A 23,215-nucleotide genomic window follows, 5' to 3' on the forward strand; every position below is an offset into this window, starting at 1 on the left:
GGGCATCCCAAATAATTTGCACGTACCAGTCAGTTCCCGCTGATGCGTCCCGAGGAGGACGGGTGCGCAGATGTACGGAGAAGGCGCACAGCTCACACAAAGGTGGTGCGTAGTGGCATGTACGCCTTTACGGGCGATCCCCTGTACGCGCCTAGTACGCGCGTGCCACGACCGCGACGTTACCGGCCGCGTCATCGGCGTCCGGCACCGCCCCTTCGGGGGTGAGCAGACACCGTACGGAGACGCCGTGCCCGGCGAGTTCGTTCTCGCCCGCCTCCCCGAGGGTGGCCCACGGGATGCGCGCCCAGCCGCCCTCCGCGGTGGCCTCCAGGGCCTCGGCGACCGTGGTCACATCGGCCGTCCGCAGCTGCCGCCGCTCCCGTGACTGCGCGAGCAGCAGCGCCTGGTCCTCCTCCAGGATCTTGGGCAGCACCGCGACCAGCGCCTCCAGGGCGACCGGGGTCTTGCCGCCGGGGATGCGCCGGGCGAGCATCGCCGTGCCGTTCTCCAGGTCGCGGGGCCCGACCTCGACGCGTACGGGCACGCCCTTCAGCTCCCAGTCGACGGCACGGCGCCCGAAGGGGGTGTCGGTGCGGTCGTCCACGTGGACGCGGATTCCCGCCTTCTTAAGGAGGTCGCCGATTTCGCGGACCGCGCGGAGCACCGCCTCGTCGTCCTTGACGGCGAGGACGACGACCTGGGTGGCCGCGAGGCGGGGCGGGACGCGCAGCCCGTTGTCGTCGCCGTGCATCATCACCAGGGCGCCGATCATGCGGGTCGTGGAGCCCCAGGAGGTCTGCCAGACCAGTTCCTCCGCGCCGTCCTTGGACAGGTAGCGGGTGTTGAACGCCTTGGCGAAGTTCTGGCCGAGCTCGTGGCTCGTGCCCATCTGGAGGGCCTTGCCGTCGCCCATCATGCCTTCGAGGGTGAGGGTGTTGATCGCCCCGGCGAAGCGCTCCTTGGGCGTCTTGCGCCCCAGGAGGACGTCCATCGCGAGGACGTTCTCCATGAAGTCCGCGTAGACGTGCCGGTGGATGCGCGCCGCGAAGTCGCGCGCCTCTTCGTAGGTCGCGTGCGCCGTGTGTCCCTCCTGCCAGAGGAACTCCGTCGTACGCAGGAAGAGGCGGGGGCGCAGCTCCCAGCGGACCACGTTGGCCCACTGGTTGATGAGCAGCGGCAGGTCCCTGTAGCTCTGCACCCACTTGGCGAAGGAGGCGTTGACGATCATCTCCGAGGTGGGGCGGACGACGGCGGGCTCCTCCAGCTCCTTGCCGCCGCCGTGCGTGACCACGGCGAGCTCGGGCGCGAAGCCCTCGACGTGGTCGGCCTCCTTGGTCAGGTACGACTGCGGGATCAGGAGCGGGAAGTACGCGTTCTGCGCGCCCGTCTCCTTGATGCGGTCGTCCATCTCCCGCTGCATCCGCTCCCACAGGCCGTAGCCGTACGGTCGGATGACCATGGTGCCGCGCACCGGACCGTTGTCGGCCAGTTCGGCCTTGGTGATCAGGTCCTGGTACCAGCGCGGAAAGTCTTCCGTCCGGGGCGTGAGAACGCGGGGTTTGGCCATGGCGCGGATGCTACGGCGCGGGCCGGGTGGCACTCGAATCCTTTTCGCCCGTATGCCCGCGGCCACCCGCGTGCGCCCGTCATATGACCGCCCGGGGGCGCACGACGGTGCACACGCGCATTGTCGCCGCGCCTGCCAAACACCCCCTAGACGCGGCGGACATTGCGGAGTTCTCTGGCATACGGGGGGAGTGCGAGCAGCGCGCGAACACGGCCGGACGCCACGCGAACGGCCGGGCGGCACGACAACAACTCTCGGCATCTCTCGGTGGATTGGGGCACTTTCGATGACACCTACGCTCGTGCGGCGGCACCTCCCTCACGCGGCACCCGCGCCGCGGACGGACTTGTGCGCACGCGCGCGTGACTGGGCGGAGATTCAGGAGCGGATGCTGGTGCCGCTCTACGAAGCGGTGTACGAGCGCCTGGAGGTCGGTCCTGGCACCCGGCTCCTCGGCCTCGACTGCGGATCCGGTCTCGCGCTCCTCATGGCGGCTTCGCGCGGCGCCGCCGTGACCGGCGTCGAGCCCTCGGACCCAGAGCTCCTCGCCCTGGCCGAGGAGCGGCTGCTGTCCGACGCGTCCCGGCCGCGGGAGACCGCGGACGTCCGGCTCACCAGGTCCGACACCGCCGACCTCACCGCGACCGATCCCGGCGGGACCCCGTACAGCGTGATCACCGACTTCCGGCCGATCGGGTGTGTGGCCGGGGACTCCGAGGGGCTTTCCGCGCGTCTGGAGAGCGTGGCCCCTCTGGCGGGCCGGGGCGCCGCCGTGGTGCTGGTCGGCTGGGGTCCCCCGGAGCGCTGTGCCACGTCGTCCGTCCTACGGGTGGCCACGAAGCTCGCCGACCCCCTCCGCAGCACGGGGAGTTGGCGCCCGGCGCACCGTGACGACCTGGAGGAGGTCGCCCAGCGGGCGGGGCTGCGCCCTGACGGTTCCGGCCGGGTGGCGTGCCCCTTCGGGTACGCGGACGCCGAGAGCGCGGTGCGCGGCCTCCTGTCGACGGGCCTGTTCGACGCCGCGGTGGGAGCGACGGATCCGGCGCAGGTCGACAAGGAGGTGTCCGAGGCGCTGCAAGCGCATGTGCGGGGCGACGGGACCGTATGGATGCCCAATGTGTTCAGGTACCTGATAGCCCGTACGCCGTGAACGGCCCGCACGCCGTGTGGCGTGCGGGCCCGGTTGCGCGCGGAGGTCGTGCCGTTCAGTCCTTGGTGAAGCGTGTGACGCCGGCGATCCGGTAGGCGTCCGCCTCCTCCAGCGTCTCGTTCGCCATGAGCGCCTCGGCGAGGGCGTCGAGCTTGTCCCGGTTGTCGCGCAGCTTCTGGCACGCCTCCTCGTAGCACTCGTCCACGATGCGGCGCATCTCGCCGTCGATCGCGTTGACGGTGTCGGGGGCGGCGGCGAGGCCGTACGGCTGCTGGGAGTCGTTCGGGAGTGCGGACAGGCGGCCGACCTTCTCGCTCATGCCCCAGCGGGCGACCATGCCGCGGGCGATGTTGGTGACCTGCTCCAGGTCGTTCTCCGCGCCGGTCGTGATGACTCCGTAGACGACGTGTTCGGCCGCCATGCCGCCGAGGGCGCCGATGATGCGGCCGCGCAGATACTCCTCCGTGTACGCGTACTTGTCGGCGTCCGGGGTGGAGAGCGTGACGCCGAGGGCGCGGCCGCGCGGCACGATCGTGATCTTGCGGACGGGGTCGGCGCCGGGCTGAAGCATGCCGAGGAGGGCGTGGCCGCTCTCGTGGAAGGCGGTGCGGCGACGTTCCTCCTCGGGCATCACCAGCGGCCGCTCGGCGCCGAGCTGGACCTTTTCGAGCGCTTCGGAGAGGTCGGTCTGGTTGATCTGCTTCTGCTTGCGCTTCACGGCGAGCAGCGCGGCCTCGTTGGTCAGGTTGGCGAGTTCGGCGCCGGTCATCCCCGGTGTCGTGCGGGCGACCTGGGCGAGGTCGACGTCGGAGGACAGCGGCATGCCCCGGGTGTGGATCTTGAGGATGGCCTCGCGGCCGCCGCGGTCGGGCGGGGACACGTTGACGATCCGGTCGAAGCGCCCCGGGCGGGTCAGGGCCGGGTCGAGGACGTCCGCGCGGTTGGTGGCGGCGATGACGATGACGCCCTCGGAGCCGGTGAAGCCGTCCATCTCGGTGAGGATCTGGTTGAGCGTCTGCTCGCGCTCGTCGTGACCGCCCACGCCGCCGCCACCGCCGCGGGCCCGGCCGATGGTGTCGATCTCGTCGATGAAGATGATCGACGGGGCGACCTTGCGGGCCTCGGCGAACAGCTCGCGCACCCGCGAGGCGCCGACGCCGACGATCATCTCGATGAACTCCGAGGCGGAGGCGGAGAAGAACGGCACCCCGGCCTCACCGGCGACCGCCCGCGCGAGCAGCGTCTTGCCGGTGCCGGGCGGGCCCGCGAGGAGCACGCCGCGCGGCATCTTGGCGCCCATGGTGCGGTAGTCCTCGGGGTTCTTGAGGAAGTCGACGACGTCGTTGAGCTCGCCCTCGACCTCGTCGATCCCGGCGACGTCCTCGAACGTGGTGCGCTTCTTGCCGGGTTCGAGCTCGACCGGCTTGGGCGGCTGCTTGCGGCCGAGCATGCCGCCCGCGCCGCCGCCCATGCCCTGGCTCATGCGCCGCGCGATGAACACCCACAGGAAGACCAGGAGCAGCATCGGGGCGAGCGAGATGAGCAGGTTGGACAGGAAGCTGCGCTCCTGGACGACGGGTTCGGCGGTCACCGTGACGTCGTGCTTCTCCAGGTTGGCCCAGAGGTCGTCGTCGGCGAAGGCCGGGCGCTGCGTCGTGAACTTGGTGTAGTTCTTGCGCTTGCTGTCGCTGTCCTTGGGGGTGGGCTTCTCCTTCTTGAGCTCGCCCTGGATGGCGTCGCCCTTGGAGTAGATCTTGGTGACGTTGTCGGCCTCGACCTGCTTGCTGAACTCGGTGTACGAGACCGTCGGCTCGTCGCCCTCGTTGAAGAAGGACAGCACCAGGTTGGCGATGAGGTAGACGATCAGGGCCGTCAGGATGAGGCCGCCCCAGCCGCCGGGCATCTTGCGCTTGGGCCCGGGAGTCGGCGGAGGCGGCGGCGCGCCCTCGGAACGCCAGGGCTGATCCGTCCGATCGCGCGGGGGTACCGGGTTCGCCACGCCTGCCTCTCCTCCTGGTGCCTGCCGTCCTCGGAGGCGGTCACGGCCCCGAGGCCTTCCGCCCATGACCGCACAGTTGCCGGGGGCCCGCCACTCGTGGACATGCGTAAGGGGCGCCCGCATGGCGGACGCCCCTTACCCGTTCAGCTGCCGACGTGTCAGCCCATGAACTTCTTGAACTCGTCGGGGAGCTCGAAGTCCTTGGCGTCCTGCTGGCCCGCGCCGGGCAGGCCGAGGGCGCCGCCCTCGGCGGCCGCCGCGCGCCGGGCGGCCTCCTCCTGCTCCTGCTGCTTGCGCTTCATCGGGTTGCCGGAGCGCTGCTTGCCCTTGGCCTTCTTCGGCTGCTTCTTCGTCCGGCCGGGGCCGCCGCCCGAACCAGGCATGCCCGGCATACCCGGCATGCCGCCGCCCTGGGCCATGCGGGACATCATCTTGCGGGCCTCGAAGAACCGCTCGACCAGGTTCTTGACCGCGCTGACCTCGACACCGGAGCCCTTGGCGATACGGGCGCGGCGCGAGCCGTTGATGATCGTCGGCTCCTGGCGCTCGGCCGGGGTCATCGACTTGATGATGGCCGCCGTGCGGTCGACGTCGCGCTCGTCGAGGTTGGCGATCTGGTCCTTCATCTGCCCCATGCCCGGCAGCATGCCGAGCAGCTTGGACATGGAGCCCATCTTCCTGACCTGCTCCATCTGCGCCAGGAAGTCGTCGAGCGTGAAGTCCTGGCCCTTCTTGGAGGCCAGCTTGGAGGCCATCTTCTCGGCCTCTTGCTGCGAGAAGGTCTGCTCGGCCTTCTCGATCAGCGTGAGCATGTCGCCCATGCCGAGGATGCGGGACGCCATGCGGTCCGGGTGGAACGCGTCGAAGTCGTCCAGCTTCTCGCCGTTGGAGGCGAACATGATCTGCTTGCCGGTGACGTGCGCGATCGACAGGGCGGCGCCACCGCGGGCGTCACCGTCGAGCTTGGAGAGCACCACGCCGTCGAAGCCGACGCCGTCACGGAAGGCCTCGGCCGTGTTGACCGCGTCCTGACCGATCATGGCGTCGACGACGAAGAGGACCTCGTCCGGCTTCACGGCGTCGCGGATGTCCGCGGCCTGCTGCATCAGCTCCTGGTCGATGCCGAGGCGTCCCGCGGTGTCGACGATGACGACGTCGTAGACCTTGGCCTTCGCGTGCTCGATGGAGTCCTTGGCCACCTTCACCGGGTCGCCCACGCCGTTGCCCGGCTCGGGGGCGTAGATGCCGACACCCGCGCGCTCGGCGACGACGCTCAGCTGGTTCACGGCGTTCGGACGCTGGAGGTCACAGGCGACGAGCAGCGGCGAGTGGCCCTGGGACTTGAGCCAGAAGCCGAGCTTGCCCGCCAGGGTCGTCTTACCGGCACCCTGGAGGCCCGCGAGCATGATCACGGTCGGGCCGGTCTTGGCGAAGCGCAGCCGGCGGGTCTCGCCGCCGAGGATGCCGATGAGCTCCTCGTTGACGATCTTGATGACCTGCTGGGCGGGGTTCAGCGCCTGGGAGACCTCGGCGCCGGTCGCGCGCTCCTTGATCTGCTTGATGAAGGCGCGGACGACGGGCAGCGCCACGTCGGCTTCAAGGAGGGCGATCCGGATCTCGCGCGCCGTGGCGTCGATGTCCGCCTCGCTGAGGCGCCCCTTGCCGCGGAGGTTCTTGAATGTCGCTGCGAGGCGATCGGAGAGAGTGTCGAACACGGCGGTCGCGAATCCTCGGGTCGGGGGCTTTACGGACAGGTCGCTCTCCAGGGTATCCGCCCGCGCTGCCGTGGTCAGTGGCCCGGTCCCGATGCGCCCCACCGGTCGCACCCACGTACGAAAAACCCGGGCATACGCCTCCATGTCCTCCACAGGCACCCCGGCACGACCAGGACCTTCGCCATAATTACGGTCCCGGCGGTTCCGTAAATCCGTGCACATCAGTGGCGCCCGGCCGGGTAGGCGCCCCCAGGTTTCGACGCCACCCCTCTCCATGGCTCCGCGCCGGGGCGTGCCCGGTCGTGCCCGGAACCGCCACCAGCAGCCGTGCGGCACACCGCCGTACCCACCTCTGACGTGAACTGGAGCTCACAGATGACCTCCCTCTCCACGTACCGGCCGCCGCGGCCCGTGCGTAGGCCCCCGGCACCCCAAGGGAGGCCGGCGTGAACTTCTTCGACTACCTCCAGGGCAACTGGACCGATGTGCTCGACGCCACGCTCGCGCACATCCTGCTGGTCCTCGAAGGCCTCGCCCTCGCGGTGCTCATCGGGGTGCCGGTGGCGATCCTGACGTACCGGACGCGGGCACCGCGCGCCGCCGTGCTCGGTGCGGCCGGGCTGCTCCTGACGATTCCGTCCTACGCGCTGTTCGGCCTGCTCATCACGCCGCTCGGCCTGGGCACAGGACCTTCGGTCGTGGCCCTGACGCTGTACGCGCTGCTGCCCGTCATACGTAACACCGTGGTCGGTCTGCGCGAACTGGACCCGGCCGTCGTCGAGTCCGCGAACGCGATGGGCATGACCCGGCTCAAGGTGCTCACCACCATCGAGTTCCCGCTGGCCTGGCCCGTGGTGATCACCGGCCTGCGGGTCGCGACGCAGATGCTGCTCGGCATCGCCGCGATCGCCGCCGCCGTGAACGGCCCGGGGCTCGGCAAGCTCATCCTCGACGGACTCGCCAGCGCGGGCACCCCGTTCGCCGTCTATCTGACGCTCGAGGGCGCGCTCGCCATCGTCGTCCTCGCGCTGCTCTTCGATCTGCTCTTCGCCCTGCTCAATCGCCTGACCACTCCGAAGGGGGTCACCCGATGATCCGGCTCGACCGGCTGACCAAGTCCTACCCCGGCCAGGCGCGTCCGGCCGTGGACGAGCTGTCGCTGGAGATCCCCGAGGGGCGGATCGTGGTCTTCGTCGGGCCCTCGGGCTGCGGCAAGACGACGACGATGAAGCTGATCAACCGGCTGATCGAGCCGACCTCCGGCCGCATCCACCTGGCCGACGAGGACGTCACGAAGATCCCCGTGCACGAGCTGCGCCGCCGCATCGGCTACGCGATCCAGCAGTCCGGGCTCTTCCCGCACCAGACCGTCGCCCAGAACATAGCCACCGTGCCCGGCCTGCTCGGCTGGGACAAGAAGCGTGTCCACGCGCGCGTGGACGAGCTGCTCGACATGGTGGGCCTTGACCCGGACACGTATCGCGGCCGCTACCCGAAGCAGCTCTCCGGCGGGCAGCAGCAGCGCGTGGGCGTCGCCCGCGCGCTCGGCGGCGACCCGCAGGTGATGCTCATGGACGAGCCGTTCGGCGCGATCGACCCGCTCAATCGCGAGGCGTTGCAGAACGAGTTCCTCAAGATCCAGGCCAAGCTGCGCAAGACGATCGTGTTCGTCACCCACGACATCGACGAGGCCGTGAAGATGGGCGACAAGATCGCCGTCTTCGCCGAGCACGGGAACGTCGTCCAGTACGACACCCCGGAGAAGATCCTCGCCGAGCCCGCGAACGAGTTCGTCACCGACTTCATCGGGGCGGGCGCCGCCGTGCGCCGCCTCTCGCTGACCCGGCTCGGGAACGTCGACGTACCGCTGTGGCCCACCGTCGCCGAGTCGGCGAGCGCCGAGGAGCGGCAGGAGGCGGCCGCCGGCAGCGACCGCGAGTTCGTGGTCCTGCTCGACGAGGACCGCCGCCCGGCCGGCCGACTGCCCGCCGACGGCGGCACGACGCTGCCGCTGCTCTCCCCGCTCGGCCCGGACACCAGCCTGTACGACGCGCTCGACGAGATGCTCGCCGCGAACGCGTCCGCGCTGACGGTCGTGGACGACCTGGGCCGCTACCGCGGCGTCGTCACCCTCGACACGCTGCGCACACTGATCCACACCGACAACGGCTCCGGTCCGCTTCAGGGGGCCCGCCCGTGACCCAGGCACTCGTCGACGAACTCCCCGGCGCGGCAGCAACCCCGGAGCGCACCCGCGTCCTGCCTCCGCTGTGGCGCCTCGCCCTCACCCCGCTCGCCCTCGCGGTGGTCCTCGCGCTGCTCGCCTGGTACGTCTCCGGGCAGGCGAAGGACCGGATCGAGCTGCGCAGTCTGAAGGCGGACTACCTGCTCAGCCGGACCCTCACGCACATCGAACTGACCGCGGTCGCCACGGTCCTCATCCTGGTGATCGCCGTCCCGCTCGGCGTGCTGCTGACCCGCCGCTGGGCCCGTCCCCTCGCGGGGCCCGTCCTCGCGGTCGCGAGCATCGGGCAGGCGCTGCCCTCGCTCGGCCTGATCGTGCTCCTCGCGGTGGCCTTCGTCAGCCTCGGCGTCACGCAGATCGCCCTGATCGCGTTCGTCGCGTACGGGGTGCTGCCGGTGCTGCGCAACACCATCGCGGGCCTTCAGCAGGTCGATCCGTCGGTCCTGGAGTCCGCGCGCGGCATGGGGATGACGAAGTGGGAGGTGCTGCGCCGGATCGAACTGCCGCTCGCGGTGCCGGTGATGCTCGCCGGAATCCGTACGGCGCTGGTGATCACGGTGGGCACCGTCGCGCTCGCGACGTTCATCGGGGCCGGCGGCCTCGGCGATGTGATCTCGAACGGGATCAACTCCAGCCGGAACCTGGTCCTGATCACCGGAAGCGTGCTCGTCGCCGTCCTCGCGCTGCTCGTGGACTGGGTCGCCGGGATCGTCGAGAACCTGCTGCGCCCGCGCGGTCTGTGAGAAGGGGCCTGAGAGAAGTGACAACACCCATGCGATGCGGACCGGCGAGGTTGCGCCGAACGTTCTCCGTCGCCCTGTGCGCGGCCCTGCTCGGCGGCGTCGCGCTGACCGGCTGCACGGACACCGGCGCGAGCGGCGGCTCCTCCGGCGACCTGCCGCGGACGGCGCGCCAGAAGCAGCTCGACGGCGGCTCGATCGCCAAGAACCCCGACCTGCACGGCCTGAAGGGCGCGCACTTCACGGTCGGCTCCAAGGAGTTCACCGAACAGCAGATCCTCGGCAAGATCACGCTGTACGCGCTCGAAGCGGCCGGTGCGAAGACCAAGGACCAGACGGGCCTTCAGGGCACCACGATCGCGCGCAGCGCGCTGAAGAGCGGCGACGTCGACATGTACTGGGACTACTCCGGTACCGGCTGGACCCAGTTCCTCCAGCACGACAAACCCGTGCAGGGCAGCGCCGCCCAGTTCAGGGCGACCGCGGGAGAGGACCTGAGGAAGCACAAGATCAAGTGGCTGGGCCCGGCGAAGTTCGGCAACCAGTACGCGCTGGCGCGCGCGGCCGACGCCCCGGGCCGGGCCGGCGACGTCGACTCAATCAGCGACCTCGCGAAGCTGGCCAGGGAGCATCCGGAGGACGCCACGCTGTGCGGGGCCTCTGAATTCCTCGACCGTGAGCTGACGGCGATGGAGCAGAGCCCGTACAAGCTCGCGTTCCCCGCGCCGCAGGTCTACCAGAACGCGTTCGCGCTGAACTTCGTGAACGTGGCGAAGGGCAGCCCCTGCACGTTCGCCGAGGTGTTCACCACGGACGCCCGCCTGGAGTCCCTCGACCTGAAGGTCCTCGACGACGACAAGGGGCACTTCACGACGGAGCTCGCCGCGCTGACCGTGCGCGACGCGACCGCGAAGAAGTACCCGCAGCTCGCGAAGCTGTCGAAGGAACTCGGTGACGCGCTCACCGAGAAGACCATCATCAAGCTCAACGGTCTTGTCGACCTGGAGGGCAAGAGCGCGGATCAGGCCGCGCTGTACTTCCTGCGCACGAACGGCTTCATCGGCAAGTGACGCGGCAGGGGCCGGGGTTCGCACACCCCGGCCCCGCCCCGCTCGACCGCTCACCGAAGCAACCGCGGGATCACCCCCGCAGCGCCTCCTCCACCCCCCGCGCCACGGACACCGCCTCCTGCGAAGGCAGCGGCCCCCCGTCGCCCCCGGCCACGTAGAACGCGTCGACCGCGTTGGCGCCCAGCGTCGACACATGCGCCGAACGCACCCGCACCCCGGCCACCTCGAGCGCCCGCCCGATGCGGTGCAGCAGACCGGGCGCGTCGTGCGCCCGCACCTCGATCACCGTCGCCCGGCGCGAGCCCGCCGAGGCCACCGTCACCCGGGCCGGCGGCGCCACCACGCCACGCCTGCGCGGATACGCGGCGTCCCGCTCGGCGAGCCGCGCCGCGATGTCGAGCGAACCGTCCAGGGCCCGTACGAGATCGGCGCGCAGCCGCGCAGCCTGCGGCAGCGAGCCGTACTCGGCGGCGACCCGCCAGTCGAGGAGCAGGGCGACCCCCTCCACGCCCTCCGGCGGTGTCAGCGCCCGCAGCTCAGCCGTCCGCACGGTCAGCCGGTGCATCGCGAGCACCCCGGCGACGGCCGGAAGCACCCCGTCCTGCTCCGGCACCGCGATCACCAGCTCGACACCGAGCGGCTCCGGTTCCCCGGCCCCCTCGGTCTCGGTCGGCACCGCGTCCGTCTGCGCCCGCAGCGCGAGCACGGGCCCACCCGTGCGCAGCGCCTCCACCGCGAGCCGCTCCTGCTCGGCCGTCGGCTCCGCGTCGTCCGGATCGACCGGCTCGTCCCCCGCGAGCACCGCGGAGACCCGCTTGACCAGGTCGGCCACCAGCGAGCCCCGCCAGGACGACCAGGCGGCCGGGCCCGTGGCCAGCGCGTCCGCCTCGGTCAGCGCGTGCAGCAGTTCGAGCGTGCCGATCGATCCGACCGCGTCCGCGACGGACCGCACGGTCGCCGGGTCCTCCAGGTCGCGCCGCGTGGCGGTCTCGATGAGCAGCAGATGGTGACGTACGAGGGAGGCGAGCACGGCGACATCGGCCCGGTCGAAGCCGATCCGGGCGGCGACGTCCCGCGCGATGATCTCGCCCGCCACCGAGTGGTCCCCCGGCCAGCCCTTGCCGATGTCGTGCAGCAGCGCCGCGACGAGCAGCAGGTCGGGCCGGTGCACGCGGCGCGTCAACTCGGAGGCCCGCACGGCCGTTTCGACGAGATGACGGTCGACGGTCCAGGTGTGCACGGCATTGCGCTGCGGCCGGCACCGCACCCGCTCCCAGTCCGGGATCAGCCGGGTGATCAGACCCTCGGCCTCAAGGGCCTCCCACACCTCGACGGTCGGGCGGCCCGCGCCGAGCAGCGTGACCAGCTGTTCGCGGGCCTCGGCGGGCCAGGGCGCGGGCAGCGGCCGGGCGGCGGCCGCCATCCGGCGCACCGCGTGCAGCGACAGCGGGAGCCCGGCCTGGGCGGCAGCGGCGGCGGCGCGCAGCGGAAGCACCGGGTCGCGATCGGGCTTGGCGGCGCGGGCGAGCACCACCTCCCCCTCCATCTCGACGACGCCCTCGGCCAGCGGCGACCGCTCGACCGGCACGGACTTCCCGCCGCCGAGCAGGGACCGCAGACGGGGCTTGGCGGACCGGGACTTGAGCACCCGCCCCACCTCACGCCAGGTGACGTCGCTGGCGTACGACACCGTGCGCGCGGCCTCGTACACCTGCCGCAGCAACGTATCGGCGTCCAACAGGCCCAGTTCCGCGGCCACTTGGTCCTGCTCCTGGAGCGCGAGCCGGTCGGTGGCGCGCCCGGTGGCCAGATGCAGGGCGTCCCGTACGTCGAGGAGCCGGCGGCGCGCGTCCGCGAGGCCCTCGCGGGGCGCGTCCGCGAGCCAGGAGGCGGCGACGGCGCGCAGCGCGGTGGCGTCCCGAAGGCCGCCCCGCGCCTCCTTCAGGTCCGGTTCGAGGAGGAACTGCAACTCGCCCTGGCGTTCGGCCCGTTCCTCGCACAGTTCACGGAGTTCGGGCAGCCGCTTCAGCGCCTGGTTGCGCCAGTCCGCGAGCACCGCGGTGCGCAGTCCCGCCGTCAGGCCGAGGTCCCCCGCGAGGTGCCGGGCGTCGAGCAGGCCGAGCTGCACCTTGAGGTCGTCGCCCGCGGTCTTGCGCGCCTGCGCCGGCGTACGGACGGAGTGGTCGAGGGCGAGGCCCAGGTCCCACACCGGGTACCAGATGCGGTCGGCGAGCGCCGCGACCGCGTCGGCGTCCGCCGAGCCGTCGTGCAGCAGGAGCAGGTCGAGATCGCTGCGCGGGGAGAGCTCGCCGCGCCCGTACCCGCCGACCGCGACGAGCGAGATGCCCGGCGCCCCGCTGCCGAAGAGGCCGGTGAGCCAGTCGTCGGTCAGTTCCGCGAGGGCGGCACGGCGCGGCGGCCCGGACCGCGCCTCCCCCTGGAGAAGGCGCAGCCGGGCCGCCGCATAGCCGCCGGATCCGGAATCCTCTGCTTCAGCACGTACGTCGTTCACGCTCGTCACCCGGCAGCTCCCGCTTCCGTCCATGTCCGTTACAGCGCGTCCGGACCGCGTTCGCCGGTGCGCACCCGCACGGCCGTCTCGACGGGGACCGCCCAGACCTTGCCGTCTCCGATCTTGCCGGTCCGAGCGGCCTTCACCACGACATCGAGCAGTTCCTCGGCGTCGTCGTCCTCGACCAGGACCTCGATACGGATCTTGGGTACCAGATCCACGGTGTACTCGGCGCCGCGGTAGACCTCGGTGTGTCCGCGCTGACGGCCGTAGCCGCTGGCCTCGGTCACGGTCAGGCCCTGGACCCCGAAGGCCTGGAGCGCTTCCTTGATCTCGTCGAGCCGGTGCGGCTTGACGACGGCGGTGATCAGCTTCATGCGTCGACCTTCTTGTCCTGGGAAACCTGCGGGGTGGCCGGGGCGGGAGCCGCCTGGCGGGCGATGCTGCCGCCGCCCGCGCCGCTGTAGTCGTACGCGGTCTCGGCGTGCTCGGCCTGGTCGATGCCGGAGACCTCGTCGTCCTCGTCGACCCGCATGCCGATCGTCTTGTCGAGGGCGAAGGCGAGGATCGCGGAGACGATCAGCGAGTAGGCGAGGACGCCGCCGACGCCCGCGCACTGCTTCCAGAACTGGGCGAGGCCACCGCCGTAGAACAGGCCAGCCGCGTCGGACTGGCCGCCGCCCGTGGCGAAGAAGCCGATGAGCAGGGAGCCGACGACGCCGCCGACCAGGTGGACGCCGACGACGTCGAGCGAGTCGTCGTAGCCGAACTTGTACTTGAGGCCCACGGCCATGGCGCAGAGCACACCGGCGATGGCGCCGATCGCGATGGCACCGAGCGGCGAGCAGGAACCACCGGAAGGAGTGATGGCGACCAGACCCGCGACGGCACCGGAGGCGGCGCCGAGCGAGGTGAACGCGCCGTGCCGGATCTTCTCGTACGCCAGCCAGGCCAGCATGGCGGCGGCGGTCGCGACCTGCGTGTTGACGAACATCAGCGCGCCGACGCCGTCGTCGTTGCCGAGCCAGGAACCGGCGTTGAAGCCGAACCAGCCGAACCACAGCAGACCGGCGCCGAGCATCGTCCACGGCAGCGAGTGCGGCCGCATCGGGTCCTTCTTGAAGCCGACGCGCTTGCCGATGACGAGGATCACGCCGAGCGCCGCGGCGCCGGCGTTGATGTGCACGGCCGTGCCGCCCGCGAAGTCGATCACTCCGAGCTCGAAGGCCCAGCCACCGGTCCCCCACACCCAGTGCGCGACCGGGAAGTACACGATCGTGGCCCACAGCGCGATGAACAGCGCCCAGGCACTGAACTTCACGCGGTCCGCGAGCGCGCCGCTGATCAGCGCGGGCGTGATGACCGCGAACATCAGCTGGAAGACGGCGAAGACATAAATCGGGATCGTGTAGCCGTCCCAGAGCTGGGTGAGGCCGATTCCGCTGAGCCCGACGAAGTCGCCGTCCCAGCCGAGGACCGATCCCTTGTCGGTGCCGAACGCGACGGAGAAGCCGTACAGCACCCACAGGATCGTCACGATCCCGAGGCTGATGAAGCTCATCATCAGCATGTTCAGGGTGCTCTTGACGCGGACCATGCCTCCGTAGAAGAAGGCCAGGCCCGGCGTCATGAGCATCACCAGAGCGGAACAGATCAACATGAAGCCTGTATTGGCGGGCGACAGTGTGGGTGCGTCTGCCGCCAGCGTGATGGCTGGAGCCATCGGCGTCTCCTCGTCATCGGGCCGGTTATGCGCCCTGACATTGGTGCAGCGCCGTTTCCGTTCGGGCCCCTTGATGTTTCGCCGCAGTGACGAAGAGCGTGCGGGTGTTACGGGTGAATGAAATGCCTGAAACAGGCCGACCACGGCCTCCGTCCGCGTGACCTGGCGTAGGGGAGCCGAGTCGGGCTGTTGCGGGACGGTGGCCGTGGCCGGGGCTTGTGGGGTGCTCCCCGCCTCAGACCGCGGCTTCGGCGGTCTCCGGCAGATGGAGCGCGAGCTGTTCGGTGAGGTCGATGACCTCGGCGACATCACCGAAGTCCCGCGTCGCGTTGTCGACGGTCTTGCGGATCCGGGTGTTGACCCGCTCCGAGCGCACCTTCCTGGCGATCTCCAGGGCCTGCCCCGCGAGCACCGTGGACTGCTCGGGCTCCTTCTGAAGGAGGTGCACCGTGGCCATCCCGATCAGGTTCAGCGCGTACGAACGCTGGTGCTCGGCGTCCTTCCCGAACAGCTCGACGGCACGCTTCATGACGGGCTCGGCCATCGACGCGTACGTGGGGCTGCGGCCCGCGACATAGGCGAGATCCCGGTACGAGTGGCTGTTCTCGCCGTGCAGTTCGGCCTCGGAGAAGAAGCGGATCCAGTCGGGATCCGGGTCGTCCCAGTCATCCGCGTCCGTGAAGGTGTCCTCGGCCATCCGCACGGCGCGCTTGCACTTGCCGGGCTGCCCCATGTTCGCGTACGCGCGGGCCTCCATCGCATACAGCATGGACTGGGTGCGAGGGCTGGCGCAGTCGCGGCTGCCGTACTGGGCGAGGTGGATGAGTTCGAGCGCGTCGTCGGGCCGGCCGAGGTGGATCATCTGCCGGCTCATGCTGCTGAGCACGTACGAGCCCAGCGGCTTGTCGCCCGCTTCCTTGGAGGCGTGCAGGGCGAGCACGAAGTACTTCTGGGCGGTGGGCTGGAGGCCCACGTCGTAGCTCATCCAGCCGGCCAGCTCGGCCAGCTCGGCGGCGACCTTGAACAGGCGGCGCGTCGTCTCCTCCGGCTGCGGCTCCTGAAGCAGGTCGGTCACCTCGTGGAGCTGGCCGACGACCGCCTTGCGGCGCAGCCCGCCGCCGCACTGGGCGTCCCACTGGCGGAACATCACCGTGGTCGACTCCAGGAGGTCCAGCTCGGGCTTCGAGAGCCGGTTCCCGCGACGCTGCGTGGCCGACTCCGGCTCCGGCCTTGCGGACGCCCCGCCGGGCGTCGGCACCAGCCAGCGCTGCATCGGCTCGATGAGCGAGGGGCCCGCGGCGAGCGCCAGCGAGCTGCCGAGGAAACCGCGGCGGGCGAGCATCAGGTCGCTGCGCGAGAACTCTCCGATGAGCGCCACGGTCTGGGGGGCGGTCCAGGGCAGGTCGACGCCGGACACCGAAGGCGCCTGGTGCGCGGCGCGCAGGCCGAGGTCCTCGACGGCGACGACGCAGCCGAAGCGCTCGGAGAACAGCTCGCTGAGGATCCTCGGGATCGGCTCGCGCGGGTTCTCCCCGTCGAGCCATCGGCGCACGCGCGACGTGTCCGTGGAGATGTGGTTCGCACCCAACTGCCGGGCCCGTCGGTTCACTTGGCGCGCCAGCTCGCCCTTGGACCAGCCGCTGCGCACGAACCACGAACCGAGCAGCTCGTTGGGGCGCTTCTCGGCGTTCGTGACGCCACCGCCGCTGCCGCCCACTGGAACGCCCCCATTCCCTGAAGCCATCTAAGACGCCGTGTGCGAAGTCCCGTCGACCACTGAGTTCCGCACTCTTGCCCGCAAGCCCTACCAGGATGCCGTCAAACCAGGCTTCCCGTCCGGCAGTTGTCACTCCTCGAACAGGAAACCGACTTGCCTCCGGCATACCCACGGGTGCACGCACCCTCAGGGCTCGTGCACTGAAAGTAATCCTACGATCACCCCTCCGGCGAGGGCGAACACGGAAACGCCACCATTCGCCACCCCTTCGAATGAACCCAGCGGCGGCCCCACACGATTCACTTGACATAGGACAGCCGGAAGTAGGCGGACCAGGGTGGACGGGGGCGCGCGCCACCGGGCGCACCACCCCGAATGCGAATCGGCTCCGGTCCGACCGGAGCGGCGTGCGCATCGGGTAACGATCCGATTCCGCCGCGTAACCATCGGCGCACGGGATGTGTTGGAGGGGGCATGGGCTTCACGATCGGCGGCATGCGCGAGATGCGCACCGGCTCACGTCGCCGCGGCCGCACGTCCGGCCGCGCTTCGGACTGCACCACGGTGGCGGAGTTCACCGGACTCTGGGGCTGGGACGTGGTGCCCGGCGCCCGCGCCGCCGGCTCCGCGTGCTCCTGCGGCAAGGCGAACTGCCCGGCCCCCGGCGCGCACCCCCTGGATCCGGATGCCGTGGTGAAGGCGGGGGCCACGCTCGACGAAGTGACCGAATCCTGGGGCCGGTTCCCCGGCGCCGCGGTACTGCTCCCGGTCGGCGGGGCCTTCGACGTGATCGACGTGCCGGAGCCCGCGGGCCGCCGCGCCCTGATCCGCCTGGAGCGCATGGGCCTGCCGCTCGGCCCGGTCGTCGCCACCCCCGAGGGCCGCGCCCTCTTCTTCGTGGCCCCGGGCGCCGCGGCCGAACTCCCCACGCTGCTCTACCGGATGGGCTGGGACGACGCGGCCCTCGACCTGCACGCGCTGGGCGCCGGCTCGTACGTCACGGCCCCGCCCTCGGACCGCGGCGGCCTCGGCCCGACGACGTGGCTGCGCGCCCCGTCCCTGGACACGGCGAACCAACCACCCCAGGCACGCCTGCTGCTGGGCACCCTGGCCTACGTGGCGCACCGTTCGCCGTCCACGTAATACGGCGCGGCAAGGGACGCGGGGCCGCATCGACATGCGGCTCCGCCGCGGGGGCGCACAAAGGAACCGGACCACGGAAAAGCCGCGGCCGCACCGCTCAAACCAAGAGCGGCCCGACCGCGGCCTCCCGCACCGAAGCGGAGCGTCTACTCGCCAATAAGCGCATCCACGAACGCCTCCGGCTCGAACGGCGCCAGGTCGTCCGGACCCTCGCCGAGACCGACGAGCTTGACCGGCACGCCCAGCTCCCGCTGCACGGCCACGACGATGCCGCCCTTGGCCGTACCGTCCAGCTTGGTCAGCACGATGCCCGTGATGTCGACGACCTCGGCGAAGACGCGGGCCTGAACCAGGCCGTTCTGCCCGGTCGTCGCGTCGAGGACGAGCAGCACCTCGTCGAGCGGCGCGTGCTTCTCCACGACCCGCTTGACCTTGCCGAGCTCGTCCATGAGGCCGGTCTTGGTGTGCAGCCGCCCGGCGGTGTCGATGAGGACGACGTCGGCACCCTCCTCGATGCCCTCCTTGACGGAGTCGAAGGCGATGGAGGCCGGGTCGCCGCCCTCGGGGCCGCGCACGGTGCGCGCACCGACCCGCTCGCCCCACGTCTGCAACTGGTCGGCGGCGGCCGCACGGAAGGTGTCCGCGGCGCCGAGCACCACGTTCTTGCCGTCGGCGACGAGCACGCGCGCGAGCTTGCCGGTGGTGGTGGTCTTCCCGGTGCCGTTGACGCCGACGACCATCACGATGCCGGGGGTCGTGCCCTCGGTGGTGAGACCCTCCGTCTTCACGGTGCGGTCGAACTCGGGGACGAGCAGCTTGAGGAGCTCCTCGCGCAGCAGCGCGCGCAGCTCGTCGGGGGTGCGGGTGCCGAGCACCTTGACGCGCTCACGGAGGTTCTCGACGAGTTCCTGAGTGGGCTGCACGCCGACGTCGGCGGTGAGCAGCGTGTCCTCGATCTCCTCCCACGTGTCCTCGTCCAGGTGCTCGCGGGACAGGAGGGTGAGCAGGCCCTTGCCGAGCGCGTTCTGCGACCGGGAAAGGCGGGCGCGCAGCCGCACGAGGCGGCCCGCGGTGGGTTCGGGAACCTCGACCTCGGGGGCGGCGGGCTCCGCGGCGGCCGGGGCCTCGGGTTCCTCCTCGACGGTCGGTTCGGCCGTCGGGAGGTCGACCTCTTCGATCGTGCGCCGCGCTTCGTCGCGCGGCGTCTCGGCCTCTTCGCCGACGTGCGGCTCGGTGGGCGGGGCGGTGGTGATGTCGGGCGCCGACGGCGGGGACGGGGGCAGCTGCTTCTTCTTGCGGCTGCCGATCACGAGCCCGCCGAGCGCGCCGATCACGACCACGGCGATGACTACAGCAAGGATGACGGTTTCCATAACCCGTCCAGTATCAGTCATGGGCCCGACCGAAGCCGTGTTTGTGCGTTCCTCTAAAGGACAAAGGGCTCTGACGGGTCGGACTCGGACTAAAGTACGATGGCAGTCGCCGCATCAACGCGCGTAGAGTCCATCGCATTCACGACCCCACCCCCCACCGGCTCTCCGTCCCCCACGGCCGGGCCGAGCGAGAGGCACGGAACCCCACCGCATGAGCAAGACCGCCGAAGCCGAAGGCGCGCTGGAGACACGCGGCATCGAGCCCGTCCCCGACGCCGAGCGCACCGCCAAGACCCGCGAACTCTTCCCGACCTGGGTCGCCGCCAACATCAGCGTGCTGCTGCTCACGATGGGCGCGAGCCTCGTCGTGACGTACAAGCTGAACTTCTGGCAGGCGATCATCGTCGCCATCGCCGCGCCCATCGTGTCGTACGGCCTGGTGGGCCTGATCGGCATCGCGGGCAAGCGCGGTGGCGCGCCCGGCATGGCGCTGTCCCGCGCGGTGTTCGGTCAGCGCGGCAATCTGCTGCCCGGCTCGCTGATCTGGGTCGCGCGCTGGGGCTGGGAGACGATCAACGCGGTGACCGGCGCGTACGCCGTGCTCACGGTCCTGGACATCCTGTTCGGCATCAAGCAGAACAACTTCCTGGTGATCCTCACCCTGCTGCTGTTCGTGTGCGTGACGTTCGCGATCTCGGGCCTCGGGATCAACGTCGTGCAGATGTGCAACAAGTACGCGACGTTCCTGTTCGGCATCTTCTCGGTCCTGGTGCTCGTCTACCTGATCATCAACACCGACTGGTCCGAGGTCTTCGGGCAGCCCGCGGGGAAGACGTCCCTGATGGTCGCGGGCATCGGCATGATCGCCGCCGGTGGCGTCAGCTGGATCCCGTCCTCCCCCGACTTCACCCGCTACCTGCCGCGCACCGCCTCCACCAAGGGCATCATCGGGAACTCGATCGGCGGCGCGGGCATCGTCGTACTGCCGATGGTCCTGATGGGTTCCGTGATGGCGGTCTCCACCCCGGACCTGGCCTCCGCCCAGGACCCGGTCTCCTTCCTCGGCGAGATCCTGCCGATGTGGATCGCGGTGCCGTATCTGCTGATCGCCCTGGTCGGCATGCTGCTGATCAACGCCATGTCGATGTACTCGGCCGGCTTCACCGCGCAGACCCTGGGCTTCAAGGTGCCGCGCCACTGGGCCGTCTCCATCAACGCGGTGATCTCGCTGGTCTTCGGCGCCATCCTGATGCTGGTCGCGACGAGCTTCATGAGCTCGTTCATCTCCTTCCTCTCGCTGCTCGCCGTGGCCTTCTCCGCCTGGGTCGGCGTCTTCGGCGCGGACATGTTCAAGCGCAAGCACTACGACGGCGCGGCCCTGATCGACACCACCCCCACCAGCGCCTACTGGTACAAGGGCGGCTTCTCCCCCGCCGCGTGCGCCGCCTGGGCGGTCGGCCTGGTCGTCGGCCTGCTCTTCACCTCGTCGACCTGGTTCTCGGGACCGCTCGCCACGAACAACTTCATCGGTGAGTACGGCCTGGGCTGGGTCGTCACGATCGTCGTCTCCGGCCTGCTGTACCTGGCGCTGCCCAAGCCGGCCGACACCACGAAGGCCCCGGAAGAGCCCGAGGCCGCCGAAGCCATGGCCTCCTGACGCTCCGTCAGCTAACGTCCCCCTCCACGAAACCGGCTCCACGCCTCGCGGAGGGGGACTTTTCCATGCCCGTGTCCGTCGTACGGTTCAATCTCGTCGACCCCGCCGGCACACCCGAAACGCTCGCCGCCCGCTACCAGGCGGCCGTCGAGATGGCCCGCTACGCCGACGAGCAGGGCATCGACACGGTGCAGACGGAGGAGCACCACGGCGTCGCCAACAACTGGCTGCCCTCGCCCTTCACCTTCGCGGGCGCGGTCCTCGGCGCCACGAAACGCATCGCGGTCACCGTCTCCGCGATCATCGGCCCGCTGCACGACCCGCTGCGCCTCGCCGAGGACATCGCCGTGCTCGACCTGGTCAGCGGCGGCCGCCTGGTGACGGTCTCCGGGATCGGCTACCGGCCGGAGGAGTACGCCCAGTTCGATGTGGAGTGGAAGCGGCGCGGCAAGCTCCAGGACGAGCTGCTCGAAACGCTGCTCAAGGCCTGGACCGGCGAGGAGTTCACCTTCCGCGGGCGCCGGGTCCGCGTCACGCCCCGCCCCTTCACCCAGCCGCATCCGCTGCTCCTGGTCGGCGGCTCCTCACGGGCGGCCGCGCGCCGGGCGGCCCGGCTCGGCCTCCCGTTCTTCCCGAGCGCACATCTGCCGGAGATCGAGGCGTACTACAACGAACAGCTCCAGGAGTACGGGACCGAGGGCTGGACCATGATGCCCGGGAAGGTCACCCCGCTCCTCCACCTGTCCGAGGACCCGGACCGCACCTGGGCCACGTACGGCGAGCACTTCCTGCACGAGGCGCGGACGTACGCGTCCTGGCAGTCGGGCGACATCAAGTCCGCGGTGAAGTCGGGCGCGGCGACGGTCGACGAGCTGCGCGCCGAGGGCGTCTACCGGATCCTCACGCCCGACGAGTGCGTGGCGCAGGGGCTCGACAACTACATCCTGCATCCGCTCTCCGGCGGGATGCCCCTGGACGAGGGCCGTCGCAGCCTTCAGCTGTACTGCGAAAACGTACTGCCCCGGCTCAAGGACCAGTCATAGGTCCATGAGCCGGGGCAGTGACGGCAGCGGGGAGATGGCAGCGGGGACTTGAATCCATCTCCCCGGGTCCCGGGGAGGAGCTGGGGTCAGCCCATCTCCTCCAGCGCCTTGCCCTTCGTCTCCTTCACGAACTTGAGCACGAAGGGGATGGAGAGCGCGGCGAAGATCGTGTAGATCACGTAGGTCGCGGAGAGGTTCCACTCGGACAGCGAGGGGAAGCTCGCGGTGATCGCCCAGTTGGCGATCCACTGGGCCGAGGCGGCCACACCGAGCGCCGCGGCGCGGATCTTGTTCGGGAACATCTCGCCGAGGAAGACCCAGACGACCACACCCCACGACAGGGCGAAGAAGAGGACGAAGAAGTGGGCCGCGACCAGGGCCACCCAGCCCTGCGTCGCCGGCAGCTTGCCGTCGACCAGGTCGTAGCTGAACGCCCAGGCCTCCAGGGCCAGACCGATCACCATGCCTACCGAACCGATCAGGGCCAGCGGCTTACGACCGATGCGGTCGACGAAGATCATCGCGATGACGGTACCGATGATGTTGATGATCGACGTCGTGAACGAGTAGAAGAACGAGTCCGTCGGGTCGACGCCGACCGACTGCCACAGCGTCGAGGAGTAGTAGAACGCGACGTTGATGCCGACGAACTGCTGGAAGACCGAGAGGCCGATACCGATCCAGACGATCGGCTTGAAGAAGAAGCTGCCGCCGAGCAGGTCCTTGAAGGAGGACTTGTGCTCGCTGTGCATCGCGTGCTCGATCTCGGCGACGCGGGCGTCGAGGTCGACCTGCGAGCCCTCGACCTCTTCGAGTACCTGCTTGGCGCGGTCGACCTTGCCGACGGAGACCAGGAAGCGCGGCGACTCGGGGATCGCGAAGGAGAGCAGCCCGTAGATGACGGCCGGGATGACCATCACGCCGAGCATGACCTGCCAGACCTCGAGGCCCATCAGCTTGCCGCGCTGGTCGCCGCCCGCGGCCTGGAGCAGCGCGTAGTTGACGAGCTGCGAGATGGCGATGCCGATGACGATGGCGCCCTGCTGGAAGGAGCCGAGCCGGCCGCGGTAGGCGGGCGGGGCGACCTCGGCGATGTACGCCGGGCCGATCACGGAGGCCATGCCGATGGCGAAGCCGCCGATGATCCGCCAGAAGGCGAGGTCCCAGATCGCGAAGGGCAGCGCCGAGCCGACGGCGCTGACGGTGAAGAGGACCGCCGCGATCTGCATACAACGGATGCGGCCGATGCGGTCGGCGATCCGGCCCGCGGTGGCGGCGCCGATGGCGCAGCCGATCAGGGCGATGGCGATGACCTGGGCGAGCGCGGCAGAGCCGATGTCGTACCGGTCGCGAATGGCCTCGACGGCGCCGTTGATGACGGAACTGTCGTAGCCGAAGAGGAAACCGCCCATCGCGGCTGCCGCCGCGATGAAGATGACATGGCTCAGATGCTCGGGCCTGGCTTCCCGGGCTCCTGACGTGGGTGCCGCACTGCTGGTCACATGTACTCCTCGGGCCACCGGCCTCGCTGCCGGGGGTGGGGGCGAGCCCTTCAGATGCG

Annotated in this window: 17 protein-coding genes; 8 read left to right on the forward strand and 9 right to left on the reverse strand. The window is 70.3% G+C overall.

Going from position 1 to position 23,215, the window contains the following annotated elements:
• Positions 1-151 precede the first annotated feature (151 nt).
• Complete coding sequence (proS, locus tag ACNYS0_RS13115; RefSeq protein ID WP_422473444.1) at positions 152-1,567, reverse strand: proline--tRNA ligase; 1,416 nt, start codon at positions 1,565-1,567, stop codon at positions 152-154.
• Between the two features lie 286 nt (positions 1,568-1,853).
• Here proS and ACNYS0_RS13120 point away from each other — a divergent pair, with 286 nt between their 5' ends.
• On the forward strand, positions 1,854-2,717 hold the full coding sequence (locus ACNYS0_RS13120) for a class I SAM-dependent methyltransferase (protein WP_422473445.1): 864 nt from the start codon (positions 1,854-1,856) through the stop codon (positions 2,715-2,717).
• A 55-nt stretch (positions 2,718-2,772) separates the two neighbouring features.
• Here ACNYS0_RS13120 and ftsH read toward each other — a convergent pair whose 3' ends face one another.
• Complete coding sequence (gene ftsH / locus ACNYS0_RS13125; RefSeq protein WP_422473447.1) at positions 2,773-4,716, reverse strand: ATP-dependent zinc metalloprotease FtsH; 1,944 nt, start codon at positions 4,714-4,716, stop codon at positions 2,773-2,775.
• Between the two features lie 158 nt (positions 4,717-4,874).
• Complete coding sequence (gene ffh / locus ACNYS0_RS13130) at positions 4,875-6,431, reverse strand: signal recognition particle protein (protein WP_422473448.1); 1,557 nt, start codon at positions 6,429-6,431, stop codon at positions 4,875-4,877.
• A 446-nt stretch (positions 6,432-6,877) separates the two neighbouring features.
• Here ffh and ACNYS0_RS13135 point away from each other — a divergent pair, with 446 nt between their 5' ends.
• The 4 genes from ACNYS0_RS13135 to ACNYS0_RS13150 are packed head-to-tail and all read left to right on the forward strand — an operon-like array spanning position 6,878 to position 10,486.
• Positions 6,878-7,525, forward strand: coding sequence for an ABC transporter permease (locus ACNYS0_RS13135; RefSeq protein ID WP_422473450.1), 648 nt, complete (start codon positions 6,878-6,880; stop codon positions 7,523-7,525).
• Complete coding sequence (locus ACNYS0_RS13140; RefSeq protein WP_422473451.1) at positions 7,522-8,631, forward strand: ABC transporter ATP-binding protein; 1,110 nt, start codon at positions 7,522-7,524, stop codon at positions 8,629-8,631. Before ACNYS0_RS13135 ends, ACNYS0_RS13140 begins: the two co-directional genes overlap by 4 nt.
• Positions 8,628-9,419 carry an ABC transporter permease gene (locus tag ACNYS0_RS13145; RefSeq protein WP_422473453.1) on the forward strand — a complete coding sequence of 264 codons (792 nt, stop codon included), beginning with the start codon at positions 8,628-8,630 and terminating at the stop codon, positions 9,417-9,419. Before ACNYS0_RS13140 ends, ACNYS0_RS13145 begins: the two co-directional genes overlap by 4 nt.
• 50 nt (positions 9,420-9,469) lie before the next feature.
• Entirely contained in the window at positions 9,470-10,486 is a 1,017-nt protein-coding gene (locus ACNYS0_RS13150) for a glycine betaine ABC transporter substrate-binding protein (RefSeq protein WP_422473455.1), read from the forward strand.
• A 70-nt stretch (positions 10,487-10,556) separates the two neighbouring features.
• Here the strand turns inward: ACNYS0_RS13150 and ACNYS0_RS13155 are convergent, their stop codons facing one another.
• From ACNYS0_RS13155 to nsdA, 4 genes are all read right to left on the reverse strand, one after another.
• The gene (locus ACNYS0_RS13155; protein WP_422432294.1) at positions 10,557-13,031 is read right to left on the reverse strand and encodes a [protein-PII] uridylyltransferase; all 2,475 of its coding nucleotides are present in this window, start codon (positions 13,029-13,031) and stop codon (positions 10,557-10,559) included.
• A gap of 5 nt (positions 13,032-13,036) precedes the next feature.
• Positions 13,037-13,375, reverse strand: a complete 339-nt coding sequence (locus ACNYS0_RS13160; protein ID WP_326015327.1) for a P-II family nitrogen regulator — start codon at positions 13,373-13,375, stop codon at positions 13,037-13,039.
• Positions 13,372-14,721, reverse strand: a complete 1,350-nt coding sequence (locus ACNYS0_RS13165) for an ammonium transporter (protein WP_422473457.1) — start codon at positions 14,719-14,721, stop codon at positions 13,372-13,374. The genes ACNYS0_RS13160 and ACNYS0_RS13165 overlap by 4 nt, the downstream gene beginning before the upstream one ends.
• Positions 14,722-14,956: 235 nt before the next feature.
• The gene (gene nsdA, locus ACNYS0_RS13170) at positions 14,957-16,438 is read right to left on the reverse strand and encodes a transcriptional repressor NsdA (protein WP_422410193.1); all 1,482 of its coding nucleotides are present in this window, start codon (positions 16,436-16,438) and stop codon (positions 14,957-14,959) included.
• 474 nt (positions 16,439-16,912) lie between these two features.
• On the opposite strand from nsdA, the gene ACNYS0_RS13175 reads away from it, so the two are divergent.
• Positions 16,913-17,581 carry a bifunctional DNA primase/polymerase gene (locus ACNYS0_RS13175; protein ID WP_422473459.1) on the forward strand — a complete coding sequence of 223 codons (669 nt, stop codon included), beginning with the start codon at positions 16,913-16,915 and terminating at the stop codon, positions 17,579-17,581.
• A gap of 146 nt (positions 17,582-17,727) precedes the next feature.
• Here ACNYS0_RS13175 and ftsY read toward each other — a convergent pair whose 3' ends face one another.
• Positions 17,728-18,954, reverse strand: a complete 1,227-nt coding sequence (ftsY, locus tag ACNYS0_RS13180; RefSeq protein WP_422473461.1) for a signal recognition particle-docking protein FtsY — start codon at positions 18,952-18,954, stop codon at positions 17,728-17,730.
• Positions 18,955-19,165: 211 nt separating this feature from the next.
• Between ftsY and ACNYS0_RS13185 the strand changes: the two genes are divergently transcribed.
• Together ACNYS0_RS13185 and ACNYS0_RS13190 are read left to right on the forward strand one after the other, a co-directional pair.
• Complete coding sequence (locus tag ACNYS0_RS13185) at positions 19,166-20,611, forward strand: cytosine permease (protein ID WP_422473463.1); 1,446 nt, start codon at positions 19,166-19,168, stop codon at positions 20,609-20,611.
• A 65-nt stretch (positions 20,612-20,676) separates the two neighbouring features.
• The gene (locus tag ACNYS0_RS13190; RefSeq protein ID WP_422473465.1) at positions 20,677-21,654 is read left to right on the forward strand and encodes an LLM class flavin-dependent oxidoreductase; all 978 of its coding nucleotides are present in this window, start codon (positions 20,677-20,679) and stop codon (positions 21,652-21,654) included.
• Between the two features lie 86 nt (positions 21,655-21,740).
• Here the strand turns inward: ACNYS0_RS13190 and ACNYS0_RS13195 are convergent, their stop codons facing one another.
• The gene (locus ACNYS0_RS13195) at positions 21,741-23,156 is read right to left on the reverse strand and encodes a sugar porter family MFS transporter (RefSeq protein WP_422473467.1); all 1,416 of its coding nucleotides are present in this window, start codon (positions 23,154-23,156) and stop codon (positions 21,741-21,743) included.
• Between the last annotated feature and the right edge of the window lie 59 nt (positions 23,157-23,215).

This window comes from Streptomyces anthophorae (assembly GCF_049310305.1).
In the GTDB taxonomy this organism is placed as follows: Bacteria; Actinomycetota; Actinomycetes; order Streptomycetales; family Streptomycetaceae; genus Streptomyces.